The sequence below is a fragment of the Geothermobacter hydrogeniphilus genome (genome assembly GCF_002093115.1).
GTDB lineage: Bacteria > Desulfobacterota > Desulfuromonadia > Desulfuromonadales > Geothermobacteraceae > Geothermobacter_A > Geothermobacter_A hydrogeniphilus.
In genome coordinates, this window is record NZ_NAAD01000024.1 from 14,319 (window position 1) to 33,253 (window position 18,935).

Here is an 18,935-nt window from a genome sequence, read left to right on the forward strand (position 1 = left end):
GTCAGGAATCCTCTTCGGCGTAGAGTTCACTCATGGAGCGAATCATGGTTTTGAACTCCTCACGCAGGGAGGCGGGAGCAAGCACCTCGACCCCGTCTCCAAACCCGAGCAGCCACCACCTCAACTGCAGGGTGTCGGGAACCGTGGCTTCAAGACGGATGAAACCCTCTTCACTGGTCGTGGTCTGCTGGTCTGTGCTGAGTGGGCTTTCCAGCAGATGGTAGCCAGCATCCCGAGCGAATTCGACCACCAGCCGAATCGTTTTTGCCCCGGGTGAAACCGGCAGCATCATCTCCCCCTGCTGCAGATAGGCATCGAGATCGAAGCCCACCGGCCGGGTCACGGGATCTTCCAGCAACTCTGCGGACTTGAAGCGATGCAGGGCCAGCACCCGGATGTCGGTGTAATCCCAGAGCGTCGCGACCAGGTAGACAACCGGCTCAGCGATCACCAGCCCGAGCGGATTCACCACATAGTCACGATAGTCCGTCTCTTCCCGGTTGCGATAGGCCCCGCAGAAACGCCGGTCGCGAAACAGGGCCTCGTAGGCGACTTCAAGGACTTCGGCCGGCAGTTCGGGCGCCAGTAGCGGCTGACTGCGGGAAATCGTTTTCACCTTGTCCGGCCAGCTAGCCGGGGCCTGCCCTTCAAGCTGCGCGAGGATATTCTTCGCCCGCTGCATCTGCGGTTGCAGGGAAGCGATGCAGGTTCGGGGCAGCAGCGGCGCGAGAAAGGTCTCGACCATGCGGAAGGTCAAGGCGGCGGTGGTGTCCATCCCCGGGACATCGAAAGCTTCGGCGTCGGCCTGCCAGGACCAGCCCGCCGGCTTGTTGCCATCACTGCAGAGCTGAAATTTCGTCGACAGCTTGTCCAGATCCCTCTGGATTGTCCGTCGGGTGGTACCGAAACCTTCTGCAGCCAGTCGCGTTTCGATATCGGCGGTGCTTATTTTGCGCGGATGGCGCGGGATCATGCGCAGCATGAGCCATTGCCGCAACAGTGTATCCATAGAACCTCCCGAGGGCGTGAACAGAAGATGTCACATCGGCCGCGGCTGAAACCAGATCGACGGTAACAGCAGGATCTCAAAAATATCTCACATTTTCCTCAGCCGGCAGCTTGAAATCGTTTGTTCGCATACCCATATTCTGCTGATTCGAAGCGACGGGACGCGTCGCATAAGATCCATATGAACTTTCTTACGGACCAGTGTCTGATGCCCCATGTGACACTATCTGTCGCGGTTGTCGATTTTGAGAATCCCTACGGCAGGAGCTTCAAATGTGATGAGGAGCCAGTTTCCGGGGGCTGAAGCGAAATTAGCCAGTCGGCCAAATCCGCTGACTTATGGCTGCCATTCTGGCTAAGGCTGAACAGAAGGTCTTCCTGGCGTGGCTGCCCAAATACCATCCTGTAGAGGGCCAATCCCCGTTTAAGTCGCTTGAGCTTTCCGACTTCCTTGCTGTAAGGAAGCAGGGGTATGCGGCGCTCTACTCGCGCAGAGCCTTCTTCGAAAATCCAATACGGGATGAGATCTGAGTGTCCATTCGATTTACTTTGCGACGCAATCTGAAAAAGGGTCTGCCACGGGTCACCTCCTTGGTGAGCTCCAGAAAGGGCCGCCAAACCATATCGTTCAGCAATATTCTTTCTGACCGCATGCCCTTTGTATCGATGGACCCGGCCTTCGCGTTGTTCAAGGTCGACAGGATTTGATGGCAGGTTCCAATGCACCACGGCATGGCACCACGTATGGAAATCCAGTCCTTCCTGGCCAATTGAAGTCGAAGCCAGGACGAAAGGACGAAACGGGGAATTGAAGGCGTCCCGAACAGAATCGGCACGGACGAGAGCTTGATTGTTGTCATCCCGAATATCCCCAAATCGGAGAGCGAAGCGACAACGGGTATTGAAGTCATCAATGACAAACCCATCTTCCGATACTTTGATTTCGTCTATCCGAATTTGAGCAGTCCGCAGAGACAGTACCGATTGGATACAGTCGGCGATCCCAGCAACCTGTTCTAATGGTGAGTGTTCCTGGAGTCCCAACGACTCCTTGAGGACATGCACATATTCGTCGAGGACGGCTTGAAGGTTGCCATCGACGCCGTACTGAAGCGTCAACCGCCAATATGTATCCTCCCCGGAGCCGCGTAGCATGGCAATCGTCTCAGGCATGTTGAAAAGAGAGCGAAAGCCGGATGCAATCCTGGCAGATGCGGACAGAAGATTCGGATCATACGGGTCCAAGTCATCCACGATACGATGTAACACTCTTAATGCGCAAACGCCGGGACCCGCGAGCGCAAGATCACAGAGCACGTCAACGAGGTCATCTGGTCTTGGACCAAGAGGTATCTTCCCCTCCGCCATTTTGATCAGTAGATCGATATGATCTTTGAAGCGGGTGCCTGCTTCATGGTCCGGTGTTGCCGCTCGCCATCCCGATTCGCTCTTGCACCACTCAAGTAAACCATTTTTGGAATCAAGGAGTATGGGTGCCGCCCAGTACCATCTTTCGTCGGCACGTGAGCCTGCACCAGCATCCGGTAGACTTTTGAGAAGGCTACGGCAAATCGCCTTAACCTCATTTTTCATCTCTTGCGCAGGCAATGGTCCTCCTCCACGGCTTAACGAGATTATGAGGGGATCAATAACGGTGGCAAGAGTTGGCGATGGTAGCAGCCAGGCGATAACTGGCATGCCGGTCAGGCGATTGTCATTCGAAGTTACTGCAAATCTCAGGAGTGGTTTTATCTTATCATAGAGGTTGCTGTGCGAAACCGAAGTACCGGTGAGCATTTTCCGTTCGGCTTCGTAGGAGCAGATTGAAGCAATCGCATCCGGAACGACACTCCAGGAGGAGAACACCAAAGCCTTGGTCAAGCCGTCTTTGCCTTTAAAAACGCCACCAGGCTTGGCATACGGCATGGACGGCGGCATCCATAATAATTGCCACATGCCCTTATCAATCGTGTCTTCAAAAAGGACGCGCATCCTTGGATTGGCCGGGTCGAGCGTGCTGTAACTTTCAAACTTCTCTTTAGTCAGCAATTGTCCATTCGCCGAAGATAAAGCGCCTCGAAGCTCATCCGAAGGGGACTCCAACTGCGCGTCCAGCTTATTCCTCAATTCATAATGCTTCAGGAAATTGATCAGATATGGTGCGGACTTCCAGTATTCAATAGGTTCCCCCGCTTTGACGCAGATGGCGACTTTATCGACCATCGCCGCATGGTAAAGGTCTTCTGGCTTGATAGGGGTCACTCGTTCAGTTTCGGTCAGCATTGAGTTGTGATCCTGAGTGGTCATGACCCGCTCTGTTCGGCACATTACTTTGAGAAGGGCTTTCTCAAGCTCTGCCTTTTTCCCCGGGAGACACTGCGAGCCTGAAGCACGAGCGTGGAGCGTAGTGCGGTGTTCAGCCAAAAGTTTCTTAACCTCATCAACCCTGGTTGGATCATTAAACAGGAAATTCAGAGTTCTTATGAAATCAGGATAGTGATCATCCTCGTCCGTTTCCTGGTCGAGCGTGAACATTTTGTAGGGGGTCGCGGACAACAGGAGTACCCGGACGTCAGGATATTCGAAGAGTGCGGTCGCCAGCATTGAGGCATCGTCGTCGCCATCCAGCAGATGTTTGAACCGCTGGAACTCATCAAGAATGATCAGGTCCGGCTCCAATGCGAAAAGGCACACCGAGGCCAGCATGCTTCTGAGTCTGCCAATAAGGCTGTAGCGTAACTCATTGAAGTCGCCATCAATGTTTTCCTTATAGCGTCTGAAATACCAGCAACATTCTTTAAGGTCAGTATAGAGGTCTTGGTCTTGTCGTACTTTTTTCCGAAATGCGACTGCTAAGTCCCTATCCAGCTCCCACGTATCGGATACTCCGACTTTAGCCCTCCAACTGTCCTTTCCAGCGGTCGCTTGTAACATATTGAGTAAACCATTTTGGTACCTTCTTTTCCGACTGCCATGTGCCCAAGGGAGATCCCATAGCATTTGATAGAGAATAGCCCTTTCATCCATATGACCACCTCGGCTGCGAGCATGATCAAAAGCAGTCCCCGGAGTAAGACTGATAAAGTTCACCCTGTTTTTCCGAAGTGACCGAACCTGTCTTGGAAGGTACGTAAGCCGCGTGGCGATTGAAAAACCGTCAGAGTCACTGACATTGAGCCGATTGATATTCTGAGTTGCGATTGCAGCATTGGAACAGATGTAGATTACATCGATCCGGTCTACCTGGTCCTGCAGGTGTTCCAGGGTCTTGGCAATGACTCCCCTGGCAACAAGCGTTTTCCCAAGTCCTACCTCATCGGCAACCAGGAAGCGGGAGGTCGAATCATCGCCATAGAGCCTCCGGAACACGTACTCCACGGTCCTTCTCTGGAAATCTTTTAGCCCTGACATGGCATGCCTTGATGAAAAGTGGTTGCTATGCATCATGCCCTCCGATGGCAGATTCAAAAACTGACCAGAGATTCAAAAAGTTCTCGGGGATAATGGCATTCTTGCTCCCCTGTGATAGCTCACGCACCAGTCTCGAGATTTCGGCAAGCCGCTCAGGGTGTCGGCTGTAAGTACGGGTCATCTCTTCAAGCAGTGGAATATCTTCTCCAGCGGCCAATCGAGACAACCATCTGGCCACCCCGGAACCGGTGCCGGAATCAAGAGGCCCGGCCCCCGAACCATCACCCAGCAAGAGCAACAGGTATCGAATGAATCCATCCTGGTTGCTGATGACGGTTTGCAAGATGGCAGAGTTACGCTCAGCAGGGATTCCTACCACCGGAAAGTTCAGTACAAACCGAGCAGAAACCTCTGGATGGCTGGTCTTGAGCTCAAAGGCTATAAGTCCCGTCACGGATGAAGCTGAAAATTCACCAAGTTTGACCCCGTCAGTAACGCCCTCCGAGATATTCACCGCAAAATCACGTGTAACGGTTATAGGCCAGGCAGTCGCGCTGACAATCCCATCAAGGGATGGTATCTGCCCTATTAGCGTTAAGGCCCACAAATTCTCCTTCAACGCGTTCCCGCATTTTAGGGAGAGTTCCGCTTCGGACATAACGGATCGAGCCTTCTCGATAAGTTCCTCAGCCTGCTGCCTTTCTGTATCGATTTCAGCTTCCTTGGTAGCATCGAAAGTGACGAGATATTCTCCCATCCCATCGTCACCCAATAGTTCATCAATGCCGCCAACTTTACTCCTTCTGCCGGCTAGAGAAACAAGTATCTCGCAGTTTTTTTCGGACATAAGAGCGGCATTGGTAGCGTTTGCCGATCCTACGACAATCTCGGTGTTCCAGCCTTTTTCAAACAGATATGCCTTTGCATGGAGACCGGTTGCCAGAGGTTGATCAGTAGAGTTGTCTTCCTCGCCATCCTCGGTTTCCGCGGCCTCGTCCAAATGAAGGCACTGTGAAAAAAGCTCAATAGTGTCTTTCTTCAGACCAGATAGAGACTCCGGCCTTGAAATAAGCGCATCAGCAGCCTTGGTTTGCTTTATCAAGGCTTGAAGGGCTTCATCGGAGCAAAATGGTGAGATTACAGCCATACGATTCGCAACCGGCGGTTCCCACTCAAACTTTTTAGTTCCTGGAAGATAAAAGGCGAGTTCGTCAAACCCTTCGGGAAGTTCCCACTGGACTCGATGTATTTCGTCTGAAAATCTATTTACCTGGTCAAGTCTTTCCCTTTCTATCTCTCCGGTAGTCAGGCCAGGAAGTGACTTGAAGAAATACGCAAGAGGTTTGTTCAGCTTTGCCTTGCGCCCTCCAATCGTGCCTTCGAGCTGAAGCGAAAGGTCCCACGATTTGTCTGTGGTCATGTTCCTGGTCAGAATAACCAGTCGATATATCAAGCTATGTCCATCCGGAGTAACAAAACGAATTACCCAGACTTTCGGATGGAAGACACCACCGCCAGGAGCCCTTACCTCGACAACCATCTCCTCCAGAAAGCCAAACAACGGGTTCGGCTTGGCGATCTGGGGTACTTGAATCCGGCCTTTTTGCACGTACACGGTAATCCGCTTTGAATATCTGCGAATGGCCTCAAGAACAGACAGGGGATCGGGATCTGTCTGACCATCTGCGGCCATCAAAGCCAAGTAGACAGGTACTTCAAGCAGCAACGCCGGGTCCATTGAAAAAGTGGTTGCAATGGCCTCATCGAAGACCATTCCCGGTGGAGGGGTCAAAGCAGAGGTATAAAGGCTTCGGAAGTTTGGATTCAGCATTTTTCCTCCCGATTCATGCCCTGGTACAGATCGTTCAAAAGAACTTTTACATTCGGCCAACGGTAAACCAGCTTCCCGACGCCAGAGTATCCACCCCACTGCTCTAGCGCTCTCTGATTTCTGAACCGAGATCGTGTGCCTTTAAGTTTCATCTCCCTCCTTTTGACCAGATTTAGAGCCTCGGCATTCGAAAGGAGGGCTTTGGGGGATTTTCGGATATGCTCGATCCACTGTTGAACAAATGATCTCGTTTGTGGGGTGATGGTGTGCCCATGGCCAACGGTCAACTCCCAAAGGCGCTTTATCGACCAGGAGCGAATTTCATCCAACGGGATGCTCGCCGTCCACTCAGAGAAGCTTTTCCGATGTTTGGCGACAAGATCCTCATGGTTTCTAAGTTGAGCGAGTTGGATGTTGTAGGACAGTACCGCACCGTGCATCGTCTCCGAGAAGAGTCTGGCGTGAGTCAGCAACTCTTTATGTTCATCGGAAAAGCTGCCGTAATCCGGAGGTTCCCACGGCGCATTGGTGTCAGCAGGCTCGCAGTGCAATGTTAGGAAGGACAATAGACTATTTGGGCAACTAACCTGAATACGATCCCGGATAAATTCAGCCTCTTCCCTGGATAATGCGAAGTCTGCCTTTGCCGGAAAACTATCTGGCGGAGCGGGCAACCTCGGATGCCAACTCAGCCCGGCCATTCTCTGCTCAACATCTATGTCGTCGCCCCGCGCTTTGGCGTCTTTTTCGAGAGCTTTCAACGCATCTCGCCGGCGGTAGATTTCGTTGATGCGTCTATGGTATTCGTCCTGCGAGAATGGGGTGAGGCGTATGCCCCAGACGCCTAGACCGGCCCAGTAAACAGAGCTGGGCAGCCGTTTGAGCTTTTTGCCAGCTGTCTTACCAAATACGCCAGCTTGATCATCGGAATCCATCAGTGGCTGAACCAGATCTCTCTCCAGCTTGTCGGCCTGGATTGCAAAACTCTCCACAGGCACTCGCTTCTCTTCCAGGGCCTGATATATCCATGGTACAAAAAGCATGTAACGAAGGCGCGTCTGGATCGTACTTGTCCCGGGAAATAGTTGGTCTGCAAAGCTGTCTCGCACGGAGCCAAGTCCGAGTTCGTCACGGCTTTCCTTTTCCTGAAAAAGGGAAAGAATGCGAAGTGTACGTTCCCTCGCTTTTGAGTCATGATCAATCCAAGTCAGATTTGATACCATATCAATCGTACTTCCTGGCAATGACGCGTCACATGCAGTGACAGCACAATTAACTCACGATTGTTTGTCATAAATAACCAGCAGGTTCTTGAGAAGTTGCATTTTACGCATCCTCCAAACAGACAGATGCGATGCCAATTTCCCTGTCTTCATAACACACACTTGAGTCATAAGGCGTTGGCGAAATATGAATTGTCAAGGAAGATCCGGATGGCTCGCAGTCCTCGGTGACCTCTGCCTCTGTTTTCTCGCCAGCCAACCTCAGATACTTACTGGTTGTCTCTTCATCTAAAATTATTACTAATTTCTTGCCCATTCCTTCACCACCAAAGATAGTTTTTTTCAAAACATCCAACACCAATAAACAGCAACAAAAACACAACTGGCTACAATAAGTGCTTTTTTGTCTGCCTTGCTCTAATTTTTACAATCTTCTTTATCGGATCTATTTCATATTTGTAGACTTCAAACAGCCAGTCATCGAATCGCATCGCACTGTAAAAATTTCCAGTACATGGATCAATAAGTTTTTCAATCTCATTTGCGTCCATGGACAACTCAGTTGCAGATCCATCAAAATCCTTAAAATGAACCTGGATTTTATACTCGCCTTCATTTCGAAACAACTGGATATACTCAGGATATTTCATCTGTCATCCTCTCTGGGGAGCTTTGATACTTCCCTCTCAAGCAAAGCACGCATTGACGCCACCTCGTTCAGAATCAGTTCCATGCTTCGACTCAGCCGGTGATCATCTTCAACCTCGATCAACCTAACCCCGAAGTTCCTGCCGGCAGAAATCGGAACCACCTCGTCGTTGACGCCATGGATAATCACGGTGGGCGGTAACCCTTCCGCTTTCAAGCCGACGGCCTCGTCGCGATGCAATGCCGGGGCACAGAGAATCATCCCGGCAACAAGCTCGGGCGCGCGCCGTTCCAGCAACAGGGCCATCAGTCCTCCCATGCTCGAACCGACAACCAGAAACGGCCCTTTTTCGTCCCGCAGGGTGTCGAGAATCACGACCAGGCGTTGCTCCGCGTCAAAGATACCTGTGCAGTCCGGGGCCAGAACGTCCCCGAACCTGTTCTTCAGTGCCTGGTACTTGCTCCCATGGGGGCCGGACTCAAGCCCGTGCAGAAAAAGAATCTTCATTTAGAACCTCCTGTCTGACCCGCAGAATGACCCTTTCTCCGCGTAAAATAGCTCACATTTTCTTCAACCGACAGCATGAAATCCGATCGGCGAAACAGCGGAAAATTCATTTTTCGCTTCAACCTCCTGTTGAAGAAGCTCAATAATGGTGGCGTGGTCGTTCGCGCAACCGAGATAACCGACTTTTTTCTTCACGACAACAAAATCTCCCGGAGTGAGGTTGCGCAGCGAACCAGCCTGTCGAATATCAAGTGCCAAACCGAAGAACCGCTCAAAGGCCCTGCAGACCTCCTGCTGCCCCAGGTAATCCAGATGGGTTTTGAACGTGAAGCGGCGCATTGAGGCCGCGTCGAGATGTTCTTTCAGGTTGGTGGTGCAGGCGAAAGGCAACGGGTGCTGTTCCATCCAGGTCAGCATCTCGTTGACCTGGGAGACCTCCCAGCCGGCTTTGGCGTAACGCCGATCCCGCAACAGCGAGTCGGCCTCGTCAAAGACCAGAAAACTCTCACTCTGCAGGGCTTCGGCAAACGCCTCGGCAATCTTCTGCTCACTCTCCCCGACCCACTTGGACAACAGATCGGACGCTCTTTTCTGCAGAACCGGCATGCCCATTTTCCGGGCCAGGAAACGGATATAGGCCGACTTGCCGGTCCCCGGCGGACCATAAAGGCAGAGGGAAAAATCTTTCCGCTCCGCGCAGGAGAGGTTTGTGGCCAGGGTATCAAGGTCGCAGTCCGCGACAACCAGGTCCGGGTCATAACCCTCGCTGGGGGCCGCCGTCTTTAATGCCGCCGGCCCTTTCATGGCACGGATCAGGCTCTGGGTGGCGAACTGGAAGTCATCCATGCCGCCTTCAGAAAATTCGGCAAAGCGGATGGCATTCTGTACAATGGCGGGGGAGACTTCCGATTGTGCCAGCTTTTCCAGGTCGGTCTCAGGCAGAGAAATATTCTGCCGATCGAGCTGGCGTTTCCAGACCCGCTGGCGCGAACGTTGTGACGGGATCTTCATTTCAACCGCCAGCGACATCCGGCGAATGATCGATTCATCGAGACAGGATGCTTCGTTGATGGTCCAGATGGTCGGAACCGGGTTGTTCTCAAACAGGCGGTTGATGAAGACCTTGGAACCGGCCTGAAGTTTCCCGCCGAACAGCCGGGCCAGTCCCGGAAACTCGAAGAGGTCATCCATCTCATCGAACAAAAGCAGACTGCCGCCCTGGTAACGCAGAAGATTCTGGGCCAGTTGAAAGCCGGCAAGACGCTCCTTTCGGTTCGGTTCCGCCCCCTCTTCGTCAGCTTCGGCCAAGGCATAGAGGTCGAGCCCCAGTTCCGCAGCGAGAGTTTTGCAGAATTCGGTCTTGCCGGTCCCCGGGGGACCATAGAGAAGGATGTTGATCCCCGAGGCCTGCCGTGAAACCGCTGAGCGGATAAAGGTGGCCAGCTTATCGCGAACCGGGCCGAGATGCTCAAAATCCCGCCATTCATGATGGGCCCTGGCGGGATGTCCCAACAGATGAGTCTTCAGGTCCTCGTCACTGACCAGGCTCTTTTGTAAGGCGGTCAGCAGCAAATCCGGGACATCGTAATGGTCATCAATGTCCTTGCCGTGGCGGGTCGGCAGGCGCAACAGTCCGGCCGACATCAAGTGGCCGGAGGGCGTCAGAACCTTTCGCAACTCTTCAGGACGGGTTCCGAGACACGAAGCACAGACTTCCACGATCCCCATGTTGAGCCGAGTCAACTCGTTCAGCAGGCTGTAGAGGGGATCGCAAAGGCGATAGTGAACCAGAAGTTCGAGGAACTGGGCTTCCAGGGCCGAAAGCCTCATTTCGGCAACCAGGGGATGAAGAATCCGCTCCAGCTTGCTTTCAACGGCTGACGCAACGTCCTTCTCCCGTTCTGCAAGCTTGGCGACAATAGCCTGCTGGGTTCGCAGGCGCAGTTTTCGTGATCCCTGCTTATCGTGAAATGCCCGCCTGAATTCGTCCAGCAGTTCGAAGAAAGTATCGTCGTTTTCAGGCAGGCCGAAAAAAGCGGGAGAGCATTCAAGGGCGCTGCATATCTCGTCCAGCGCGGCCTGGGAAAAACCGGGTTGTTGCAGCAGATTTCGCAGATAACCGATCACTCGCTTCTGCTCACAGGATTCTGTCATGGCATCTCCTCCGTAACTTTCCGCATCTTGGGGAGAAATAAACCACAGGAGTACGACACACGATGTCGCACAGGGGTCGTATCTTGAAGAAAACCGGGTGACATTCGAACCCAACCGGGCCACCCGGCCGGGAGCCGGCGTCCCGGATAAGACTTCCAATCAGGCGACTCCGGCCACACTCCGTTCCCAAGAATCCATGGAGGGTGAAACGATATGATCAGCTTCCGCACCAGCGAAACCGATCCCCTGCAGATCAGCACCATCGCCCTGCCCTGGCTTCCCGGGCGCATCGGGTTGACCCTCTGTCCCGGGAAAAAGGGCGAGAGGACCTTCGGTGGCTGCTGGAACCGGAATCTTGACACCGACCTGGCCGCTGTCCGTGACTGGGGAGCCCGGTGCCTGGTCACGCTGCTTCAGGAGCAGGAACTGCGCATCCTTGAGGTTGAAGACCTGCCGACCGGAACGGAGCGGGCCGGGATGGACTGGCTGCATCTGCCGATCCGGGATCTTGATGTTCCGAACGAGAACTGGCTGCAGAACTGGAAACGGGAAACCGGTCCGGAGTTGCGGGGGCGCCTGCTGCGGGGTGAGCGGATTGTCATCCATTGCCGGGGCGGCCTGGGGCGCAGCGGGCTGGTCGCCGCGCTGATGCTGCGCGACCTCGGCATCCCGCCCGAGGATGCCATCCCCATGGTCCGCCGGGCGCAACCCGGTGCTGTCGAAACACCGGAACAGAAGGATTTCATCCTTCGCTACCGTCCCTGGGTCGGCAGGCAGGCGTTTGGGCATTTCCACGGTTGCCTGCTTGGCGGCGCGGTCGGCGACGCCCTCGGCTGGCCCATCGAATTCTCCAGCCTGGAAACAATCCGCTCCGTGTATGGAGCGGAGGGCATCACCGCCCCCGTGGCCAACACCCGGGGCAGGGTCGAAATCAGCGACGACACCCAGATGGCTCTTTTCACCGCGGAGGGACTGCTGCATGGTCACGTCGAATGGTGCGCCGGCAGGAAAGACGCCATCACCCGCCAGGCACACCGCGCCTACCTGCGCTGGCTGCACGCCCAGGGGGAAGAGCTTCCCGAAGGAAGCCGGGACTACCTCATCGGGGGCCACCTGCTCCGATATCCGGAGATGTTCGCCGTAAGGGCGCCGGGCGGCACCTGCATCACGGCGCTCAAATCCGGCCGGGTTGGAACCATGGAAGAGCGCATCAATGACAGCAAGGGCTGCGGTACCGTTATGCGAGTCGCTCCGGTCGGCCTGTTTGCCGCATCCCCGGAACTGCTTTCCACTCTTGCGGAAGATGAAAGCAACGAAACGGCCTTTCGCCTCGGCTGTGAGATCTCGGCCATCACTCACGGTCATCCGACCGGCTGGCTGGCCGGCGGCTACCTGGCCCTGCTGATTTCCCGGGCTATCATGGGCGACTCCCTGGACAAGGCCACGGCCGTGGCAGACGCAGAGCTGCTGCGCTGGCCGGAGCATGAGGAGTGTGTGACAGCGATTCGCAAAGCCTGGCGGATTTACGGAGAAACCGGGAACACCCCCGGCCCGGAAGCCATCGCCCGGATCGGCGAGGGATGGGTTGCCGAAGAGGCCCTGGCCATCGCCCTTTATTGCGCGTTATGCTACCGGGATCATTTTGAAAAGGCGGTGCTGCTTTCCGTCAACCACGGCGGCGACAGCGACAGCACCGGGGCGATAACCGGAAATATCATGGGAGCCCTGTTGGGGGATCGCGCCATTCCGCGAGAATGGACAAAGGGACTGGAACTGGAGGGCTGTATCGGAAAGATGGCCGGGCGGTTATTTGTCGGGCCGTGACATTGGGTCCGACTGCAATTAAATCAAACATTTCTTGGAGAAATTATGGACATGGAAAGAGTGTTAAAAAATGAATTCGAAAACTGGATTGTAAACTATTGTTCAAAATACAGAATCGCCGATAAAAAGCTATATTCTGCCGTTCCTAAAAAAACTTGGCACAACTCATTGAACCAATTTTTAAAAACAGAAGCCGACGTTCAATGTAAATTCGGTGGATATCTTGAACTAACTTTCATGAATAAGAATCCCACTGAATATACTGTGCATTCTGAATTGCCGATCTACGATAAATCCTTTGGCTCTCATGGAATGCGAGTCGATCTGGCAATTACAGAAGTTACAGATCCATGCATCTGGCTGAATGAGGACGACATCCGAAACTCTTTAACTGCTGCAATAGAAGTGAAATACGAAAACTATCGCTATCCGTATGAAGAATTTGATAACGGACGAATTCGTCGTGATATTGAAAAATTAGCAACATTGACACCTGAAAATGGATATCACCAAAAAATCATCAAAATTATGCTCATTATGGTTGAAAACCCTGATTTTGACTCCGACAGAATCTCTGTTCGGGAGACAATAACGTTGGCCAGGGAAGCCAACGTAAGAATTTTTTCGAACATCACTCAACTAATGTGCTGATTCAGTTCTCTATAAATCTGTGGATAATTTTTTAATTGTATGCCGATTACTTCTTTTTCGGAATCGGCAATTCCTCAGGATGTGATTGTTTTTCTGAAATGGTCGCTTATAAGTCGATGGTCTCACGGAAAGGAATGGGATGGTGATTGCCGTACTGCTTGAAGACCCGCCGGAACACCCCTTTTCTTGACGGTTGCCTGGGTCTGGCCTAGATTTTTTTGTGGGAGAAGTCAGGCCCCCAGCAGCTTTGGGCGTATTGTCGGGGTCAAGGCATCGGCACTCGGGGAAGGCTTCTTCCGCATTGTGAAGGGAACATGGGCGTCAATGGGGGCCACCCCGCCTACTGGGCGTCCGTGGATCGAGGTTGTGGACCGGCCCGGTCAGCGTCCTTTCATCAGGCGGGGTGACAGCAGGAAGGACAGCGGGGTGGTATCAAGCCCTGCCGTATCACTTTATGGGCAAACAGCCCAAAAGGCTTCCTTCAGTGACCCTTCTTTCAACGATTAAATGTCCCATTAATGTGGATGACATCAAGGCTGGAAAAGGTGACCGGCCGGTCTGAATTTGCAATTTGCATTTTTTGCATATTGCTTTTTTTTCGTCGAGCTCGCCCTCTTCGAAAACATTGCTGATATGGCGTGATATCACCGGCTGATGTAGGCGTCATGGAGGGGGGAGGGCACAGAATGGGCACAAACGAAAAACGGGTTGACCGGAAGACCGGTCAACCCATTGAATTTCCTGGCGCGCGATATAGGATTCGAACCTATGACCTCTGCCTCCGGAGGGCAGCGCTCTATCCAGCTGAGCTAATCGCGCACGGGGGGTTTATATAACGCATAGCGGGGCAGATTGCAAATGGAAAAAAGGGCAACGAAAGATGATGTTCGATCTGTTATAATCGCCCCGCAACCCAAACCCGCGAGGAGCCTGATGCGTCTGCTGCTGATCATCGTCTGTCTGCTTCTTCCCTGTCTGGCCTGGGGAGAGTCGAGCTACCAGATGGTCAAGCTCACCGACGGCGTCTACGCCGCCATTGCCAGAACCGGCAGCCGCGCCACGTCGAACGCCCTGCTGGTGGTCGGCAGGGATAAAGCGGTGGTGATCGGCGCCCATTTCACCCGCGAAGCGATCAATGACCTGGTGACCGCCGGTGCCGCTGTCACCAGCACCCCGATCCGCTACTTCGTCCTCGCCCATCATCATCGCGGCTACAGCCACATCGACTTCGACTTCCCCCCCGGCAAGGAAGTGATCATGTCGTGGCAGACCTGGCTGGCGGTCAGCTCCGAAAAACGCGAAGTCGATTTCCCGGTCATTTTCTTCCGCGAAGGCATGACCCTGAAGCTGGGCAGGAGAAGTCTGATCCTGACCAATGTCGGACCGGGACACACCAACGGAGATGTCGTCGCCTACCTGCCGGAAGATAATGTCCTGTTCACCAGCGACCTGCTCTACACCGACAGTGTCGGCTATATGGGAGACGGGCACATGCGGGAATGGGTGCTGGCCCTCGATTTTCTGGAGAGTCTGCAGGCCAAATACGTTGTTCCCGGACAGGGTCCGGTCAGCCGCAGCAGCGACATCCGCGATTACAAGAACTTTTTCAAGGACTTTCTGACCGCCATCATCAACCATATCGAACGCGGCGACAGCCTGAAAAAAACCCTGCGCACCTTCGATCTGCCACAGCACCGGGACCGCAAAGGCTACAAGCAGTTCATGCAGACCAACATCCGCCGAGCCTATCTGCAGTTGCGTGAGCAGGTCAGCCCCAAAAACTGAATCAGCCTTTCCCTTCCTCATCATGGTAGGTCCGCCGCAACAACAGACAGAGGCCGCCGGCGACCAGCAGCAGGACAATGGCGATCCCTCCCCAGAGCTTGCGCTGACTGAGATCCGAACGAATGCCGGCCACTTCGGTCGCAACCTTCCCGAGGGATTTCTGCACCGCCGCGGTGCCCTGATGAACCTTGTTCACATCAACGGTATGAAACAGCCGGTGAAACTCGTTGCGCTTGGCGAACACCTCACCACGCATCTTCTTCACTGATATCCCGAGCCGGCGCAGGTCGGCCAGGTCGCTTTCCAGACCGGAAATGATGTGGTCGGTATCGGCCAGGGCCGCCTTGATCCTGGCGGCACGTTCAAAACTGTGACAGCGGGTGCAATCCTTGTCATTGATCAGGTCGGGGCTGGCCTTGACGACGGCATGGTTGCCATGACAGGTGACACACTGCGGTCCCCCCTTGCCGAGGGCCCGGCCGTGCTTGCTGGCCAGGTAATCATCCTTGACCCCGATATGGCAACGACCGCAGAAGGCGGGAATCTCGGCTTTTTCCGGAGCACCGCGAAACCCCCGTTCAGGACTCATGGCCATGGCGAAATCGGTCGGGTCGCCACCATGACAGTCATGACAGGAAATTCCGTTCTGCCGGTGAATGCTCTGTTTCCAGAGACCGACCGGCGCCCCGAGACGCCCTTCCATCCCGCCGTGACACTGCAGACAGACCGTCTCCCTGGGAATCGTGGGAGCCTCTTCATCGGCGGAAAAAACCGGCCCCGGCAACAGGAGCAGCAGGCATCCGGCCAACAACCATCCTTTCGCGTGCATCATGAGTAGCGCCCCCAGATTGAGATGCCGATCAGCAACAGCAGACCGAGTACGTAACAGGTGACGAAAAGCGGCCGCTTTGCCGGACGACGTTCCTCTCCCCGATCAATGAACGGCAACAGGGCGAGAAAAGTCATCAACGCTCCCTGGGCGGCCAGGCCGATGAGTTTGCTTGGAAAAATCTTCAATGTCTGATAGGCCCAGAGGAAATACCATTCAGGCTTGATATGCTCTGGAGTCACGAACGGGTTTGCTGGTTCAAGGGCGTCAAGGGGAATGAAAATCTGCGGGGCAAAGAAGGTCACCGCCACCAGCACAGCCAGGGCGAAACAGACCATGGCGGCCTCTTCGGCGGTGTAATTTGGGAAAAAAGGAATCCCCCCCGGATGCTTTTCGTGATCGAACACCGTACCGACCCGGGCCGGTTTGGCATCCTTGCCGAAAGGCGGCACGGAAATGCCGCAACGTCGCACGCAGAAGAGATGAAAACCGACCAGCCCCATGAGAGCCCCCGGCAGCACCACCACGTGGAGGGCGAAAAACCGTCCCAGGGTCGGCGCCCCGACCGAAGGCGCGCCGCGCAGAAACTCAACCAGCTTCGGACCGATCACCGGCACCGCACCAGCGGCATCCGTCGCCACCGTGGTCGCCCAGAAGGAGAGCTGGCTCCACGGCAGCAGGTAGCCGGTCAGACAGAGACCGAGTCCCAGGTTGAAAAGAATGAAACCGGACAACCAGGTCAACTCCCGCGGCCGCTTGTAGGAGCCCATAAACAGCACCGAAAGCATGTGCAGCAACAGCACGACAACGATCAGGTTGGAGCCGACCGCGTGCAGGTTGCGAATCAGCCAGCCGTAGGGAACGGCATTGACAATCGTTTCAACACTGCCGAAGGCCTTCTCGGTATCGGGAACATAGTGAATCAGCAGCAGGATCCCGGTCAGGAACTGCAGTCCGAACAGCGCCAGCAGCACCGTTCCAAGGGAATACCAGGCGTTGATATTGCGCGGCACCAGGTAGCCGCTGGTGTTCTCCTCCCAGAGCTCCCTGACCCCGAGACGCACATCCAGCCAGTCAACAGCACGTTTCATCATAGTCAATCCTCCTAGCCGATGACCAGCTTATCGCCGTCAAGCTTCACATTGAATGATTCAAGCGGCTTCGGCGGCGGTCCGCCCAGCACCTGGCCACTGGAGGAAAACCGGCCGCCATGGCAGGGGCAGAGAAACTCCTGTTTTGCATTGACCCACTTGACAATGCAGCCGAGGTGGGTGCAGACCGCCGTCAATGCCACGAATTCCCCCGGTTTCGGCTGCAGAACCACCGCCGGACGACCGCGAAAATCGATGAACTTGGCTCCCCCGACCGGAACCTTGTCACGCGCCAGGGTCACCTTGGCATCGGCATCGCCCCTATCGCGCGGCGAAAGATAACGCAACAACGGCCAGGCGGCCATGGCGGCGAGAGCAGTGCCCAGGCCGGCCAGCAGCACCGTCAGAAAAGTCCGCCGCTGGGAAGAAGGAAGTTCGTTCTGAGGCATGACAACTCCTTTGATTGTATTGTCACCCCGAATCAGGGCATCAGGACACGCAACACCGGAACATCAAAACAGAAAAAAGTATAATCGTTGCCCCGCAACTTGCAACCGGACGGGCCCAAAAGACTTTTTCTGTCATATTTTAAAGCGTGGTTAACGAAGATCGGCGGAATCGCTCCCACCGCCGAAGGGCAAGGAATTTTGTGCCGAATCAAGGCGCCGACCGATGAGCGCGGAGGCGTAGCGGCAGCTATGTCGCACAAGCGAAGAGGAAGGCAACGCCGAGTCGGTGCAAAAGAACCGCCCGACAAACACCGCAACGAAGATCCGCAGCCCCCCACCCACCACCGCCGAAGGGCGAGGAATTTTGTGCCGAATCAAGGCGCCGACCGATGAGCGCGGAGGCGTAGCGGCAGCTATGTCGCACAAGCGAAGAGGAAGGCAACGCCGAGTCGGTGCAAAAGAACCGCCCGACAAACACCGCAACGAAGATCCGCAGCCCCCCACCCACCACCGCCGAAGGGCGAGGAATTTTGTGCCGAATCAAGGCGCCGACCGATGAGCGCGGAGGCGTAGCGGCAGCTACGTCGCACAAGCGAAGAGGAAGGCAACGCCGAGTCGGTGCAAAAGGACCGCCCGACAACCGAAAAAAGCCCGGGTGGCCCCGGGCTTCGATCATTCCGATTTGGTAATCCGCAACTGCAGGGGAATCCGCAACTCGGGAAGCCGCGGGCTGTCGGTCGGGATCAGCAGATAGCCACTGACAACTGTTTTTCCCGACCCCGCCGTGGCCGTCAATTCAATATCAGCGGTTTCGCCGGGCTGCAGCAGGCGACGGGGAAAGTCGACCTTGATCTCCTTGGCCGTGGTGCGGGCGGGCCCGATGGCGGCAACCTGGTCTCCCTTGTTGGTCAGTTTCACCCGGGTGCTGACCGACTGTCCGGCAGCGACCGGCCCAAGCGTCACCGAACGGGCACTCAGCTGCAGCTCTTCCTTGACATTGCCGCGCAGATGCAACTGAACCAGTTTGTGGTTCGGGTCATTGGTATAGACGTAGATGGTCTTGACCACATTGCCATGAAACCGGGTCGAGTCGAAGGTGGCGCGGACCTCGCCGGTCGCGCCCGGGGCGAGTTCCTTGCTTGAAACCAGGACCGCCGTGCAGCCGCAGGAACTCTTGACCCTGTCGATCAGCAGTGGATCATCCCCGGCGTTGCGAAATTCAAAAACGTGCTCGACCTTCTCCCCCTGGAACACACTGCCGAACTGAAAATCGGGCTGGGTCACTTCGATTCGAGGCCCGTCAGCCAGAACGGGAGCGGCAGGGACAAGCAGCAACAGGGACAAAAAAAACAGACGGATCATGTCAACAGACCTTTCACTTGAGCATAGATAGGGATCTGCAGAGCTTAACCGACCCCGGGAAACGACGCAAGCCCCTGAACAGAGCCGTGAAGAAATTGACACATCCCTGCCTAATTGCTATAGAATGGCAGGCTGACAGACTGAAAAAACACCTATCTGCG

15 protein-coding genes and 1 tRNA gene are annotated in these 18,935 nt (G+C 54.8%); 3 read left to right on the top strand and 13 right to left on the bottom strand.

Annotation, left to right across the window (positions count from 1 at the left end):
* Position 1 precedes the first annotated feature (1 nt).
* From B5V00_RS14645 to B5V00_RS14675, 8 genes are all read right to left on the bottom strand, one after another.
* Positions 2-1,009: a helix-turn-helix transcriptional regulator gene (locus B5V00_RS14645; protein ID WP_085011569.1), complete on the bottom strand. Its 1,008-nt coding sequence runs from the start codon at positions 1,007-1,009 to the stop codon at positions 2-4.
* A 254-nt stretch (positions 1,010-1,263) separates the two neighbouring features.
* Positions 1,264-4,452 (bottom strand): DEAD/DEAH box helicase, encoded by a 3,189-nt coding sequence (locus B5V00_RS14650; RefSeq protein ID WP_085011570.1) that lies wholly within the window; start codon positions 4,450-4,452, stop codon positions 1,264-1,266.
* Positions 4,445-6,250: a phospholipase D family protein gene (locus tag B5V00_RS14655; protein WP_085011571.1), complete on the bottom strand. Its 1,806-nt coding sequence runs from the start codon at positions 6,248-6,250 to the stop codon at positions 4,445-4,447. Before B5V00_RS14655 ends, B5V00_RS14650 begins: the two co-directional genes overlap by 8 nt.
* A complete protein-coding gene (locus tag B5V00_RS14660; RefSeq protein ID WP_085011572.1) occupies positions 6,244-7,473 on the bottom strand; it encodes a DUF6361 family protein in 1,230 nt (409 codons plus the stop codon). Before B5V00_RS14660 ends, B5V00_RS14655 begins: the two co-directional genes overlap by 7 nt.
* 103 nt (positions 7,474-7,576) lie before the next feature.
* Positions 7,577-7,819 (bottom strand): hypothetical protein, encoded by a 243-nt coding sequence (locus tag B5V00_RS17035; RefSeq protein WP_139800794.1) that lies wholly within the window; start codon positions 7,817-7,819, stop codon positions 7,577-7,579.
* Positions 7,820-7,859: 40 nt separating this feature from the next.
* Complete coding sequence (locus B5V00_RS14665; RefSeq protein WP_085011573.1) at positions 7,860-8,123, bottom strand: hypothetical protein; 264 nt, start codon at positions 8,121-8,123, stop codon at positions 7,860-7,862.
* Complete coding sequence (locus tag B5V00_RS14670) at positions 8,120-8,629, bottom strand: alpha/beta hydrolase (protein ID WP_085011574.1); 510 nt, start codon at positions 8,627-8,629, stop codon at positions 8,120-8,122. The genes B5V00_RS14665 and B5V00_RS14670 overlap by 4 nt, the downstream gene beginning before the upstream one ends.
* 63 nt (positions 8,630-8,692) lie before the next feature.
* The gene (locus B5V00_RS14675; protein WP_085011575.1) at positions 8,693-10,783 is read right to left on the bottom strand and encodes an AAA family ATPase; all 2,091 of its coding nucleotides are present in this window, start codon (positions 10,781-10,783) and stop codon (positions 8,693-8,695) included.
* A gap of 213 nt (positions 10,784-10,996) precedes the next feature.
* On the opposite strand from B5V00_RS14675, the gene B5V00_RS14680 reads away from it, so the two are divergent.
* Positions 10,997-12,607 carry an ADP-ribosylglycohydrolase family protein gene (locus tag B5V00_RS14680; RefSeq protein WP_139800795.1) on the top strand — a complete coding sequence of 537 codons (1,611 nt, stop codon included), beginning with the start codon at positions 10,997-10,999 and terminating at the stop codon, positions 12,605-12,607.
* A gap of 45 nt (positions 12,608-12,652) precedes the next feature.
* Positions 12,653-13,258, top strand: a complete 606-nt coding sequence (locus B5V00_RS14685) for a hypothetical protein (protein ID WP_085011576.1) — start codon at positions 12,653-12,655, stop codon at positions 13,256-13,258.
* 742 nt (positions 13,259-14,000) lie between these two features.
* Here the strand turns inward: B5V00_RS14685 and B5V00_RS14695 are convergent.
* Positions 14,001-14,077: transfer RNA gene (locus B5V00_RS14695), tRNA-Arg, on the bottom strand.
* Positions 14,078-14,191: 114 nt separating this feature from the next.
* On the opposite strand from B5V00_RS14695, the gene B5V00_RS14700 reads away from it, so the two are divergent.
* Positions 14,192-15,043 (top strand): MBL fold metallo-hydrolase, encoded by an 852-nt coding sequence (locus B5V00_RS14700; RefSeq protein WP_172399772.1) that lies wholly within the window; start codon positions 14,192-14,194, stop codon positions 15,041-15,043.
* A gap of 1 nt (position 15,044) precedes the next feature.
* Here the strand turns inward: B5V00_RS14700 and B5V00_RS14705 are convergent, their stop codons facing one another.
* From B5V00_RS14705 to B5V00_RS14720, 4 genes are all read right to left on the bottom strand, one after another.
* Positions 15,045-15,875: a multiheme c-type cytochrome gene (locus B5V00_RS14705; RefSeq protein ID WP_139800796.1), complete on the bottom strand. Its 831-nt coding sequence runs from the start codon at positions 15,873-15,875 to the stop codon at positions 15,045-15,047.
* The gene (locus B5V00_RS14710; RefSeq protein WP_281249716.1) at positions 15,872-16,966 is read right to left on the bottom strand and encodes a cytochrome b; all 1,095 of its coding nucleotides are present in this window, start codon (positions 16,964-16,966) and stop codon (positions 15,872-15,874) included. The genes B5V00_RS14705 and B5V00_RS14710 overlap by 4 nt, the downstream gene beginning before the upstream one ends.
* Positions 16,967-16,977: 11 nt before the next feature.
* Positions 16,978-17,412, bottom strand: a complete 435-nt coding sequence (locus B5V00_RS14715) for a QcrA and Rieske domain-containing protein (protein ID WP_085011579.1) — start codon at positions 17,410-17,412, stop codon at positions 16,978-16,980.
* A 672-nt stretch (positions 17,413-18,084) separates the two neighbouring features.
* Entirely contained in the window at positions 18,085-18,774 is a 690-nt protein-coding gene (locus B5V00_RS14720; RefSeq protein WP_085011580.1) for a DUF1573 domain-containing protein, read from the bottom strand.
* Positions 18,775-18,935 lie beyond the last annotated feature (161 nt).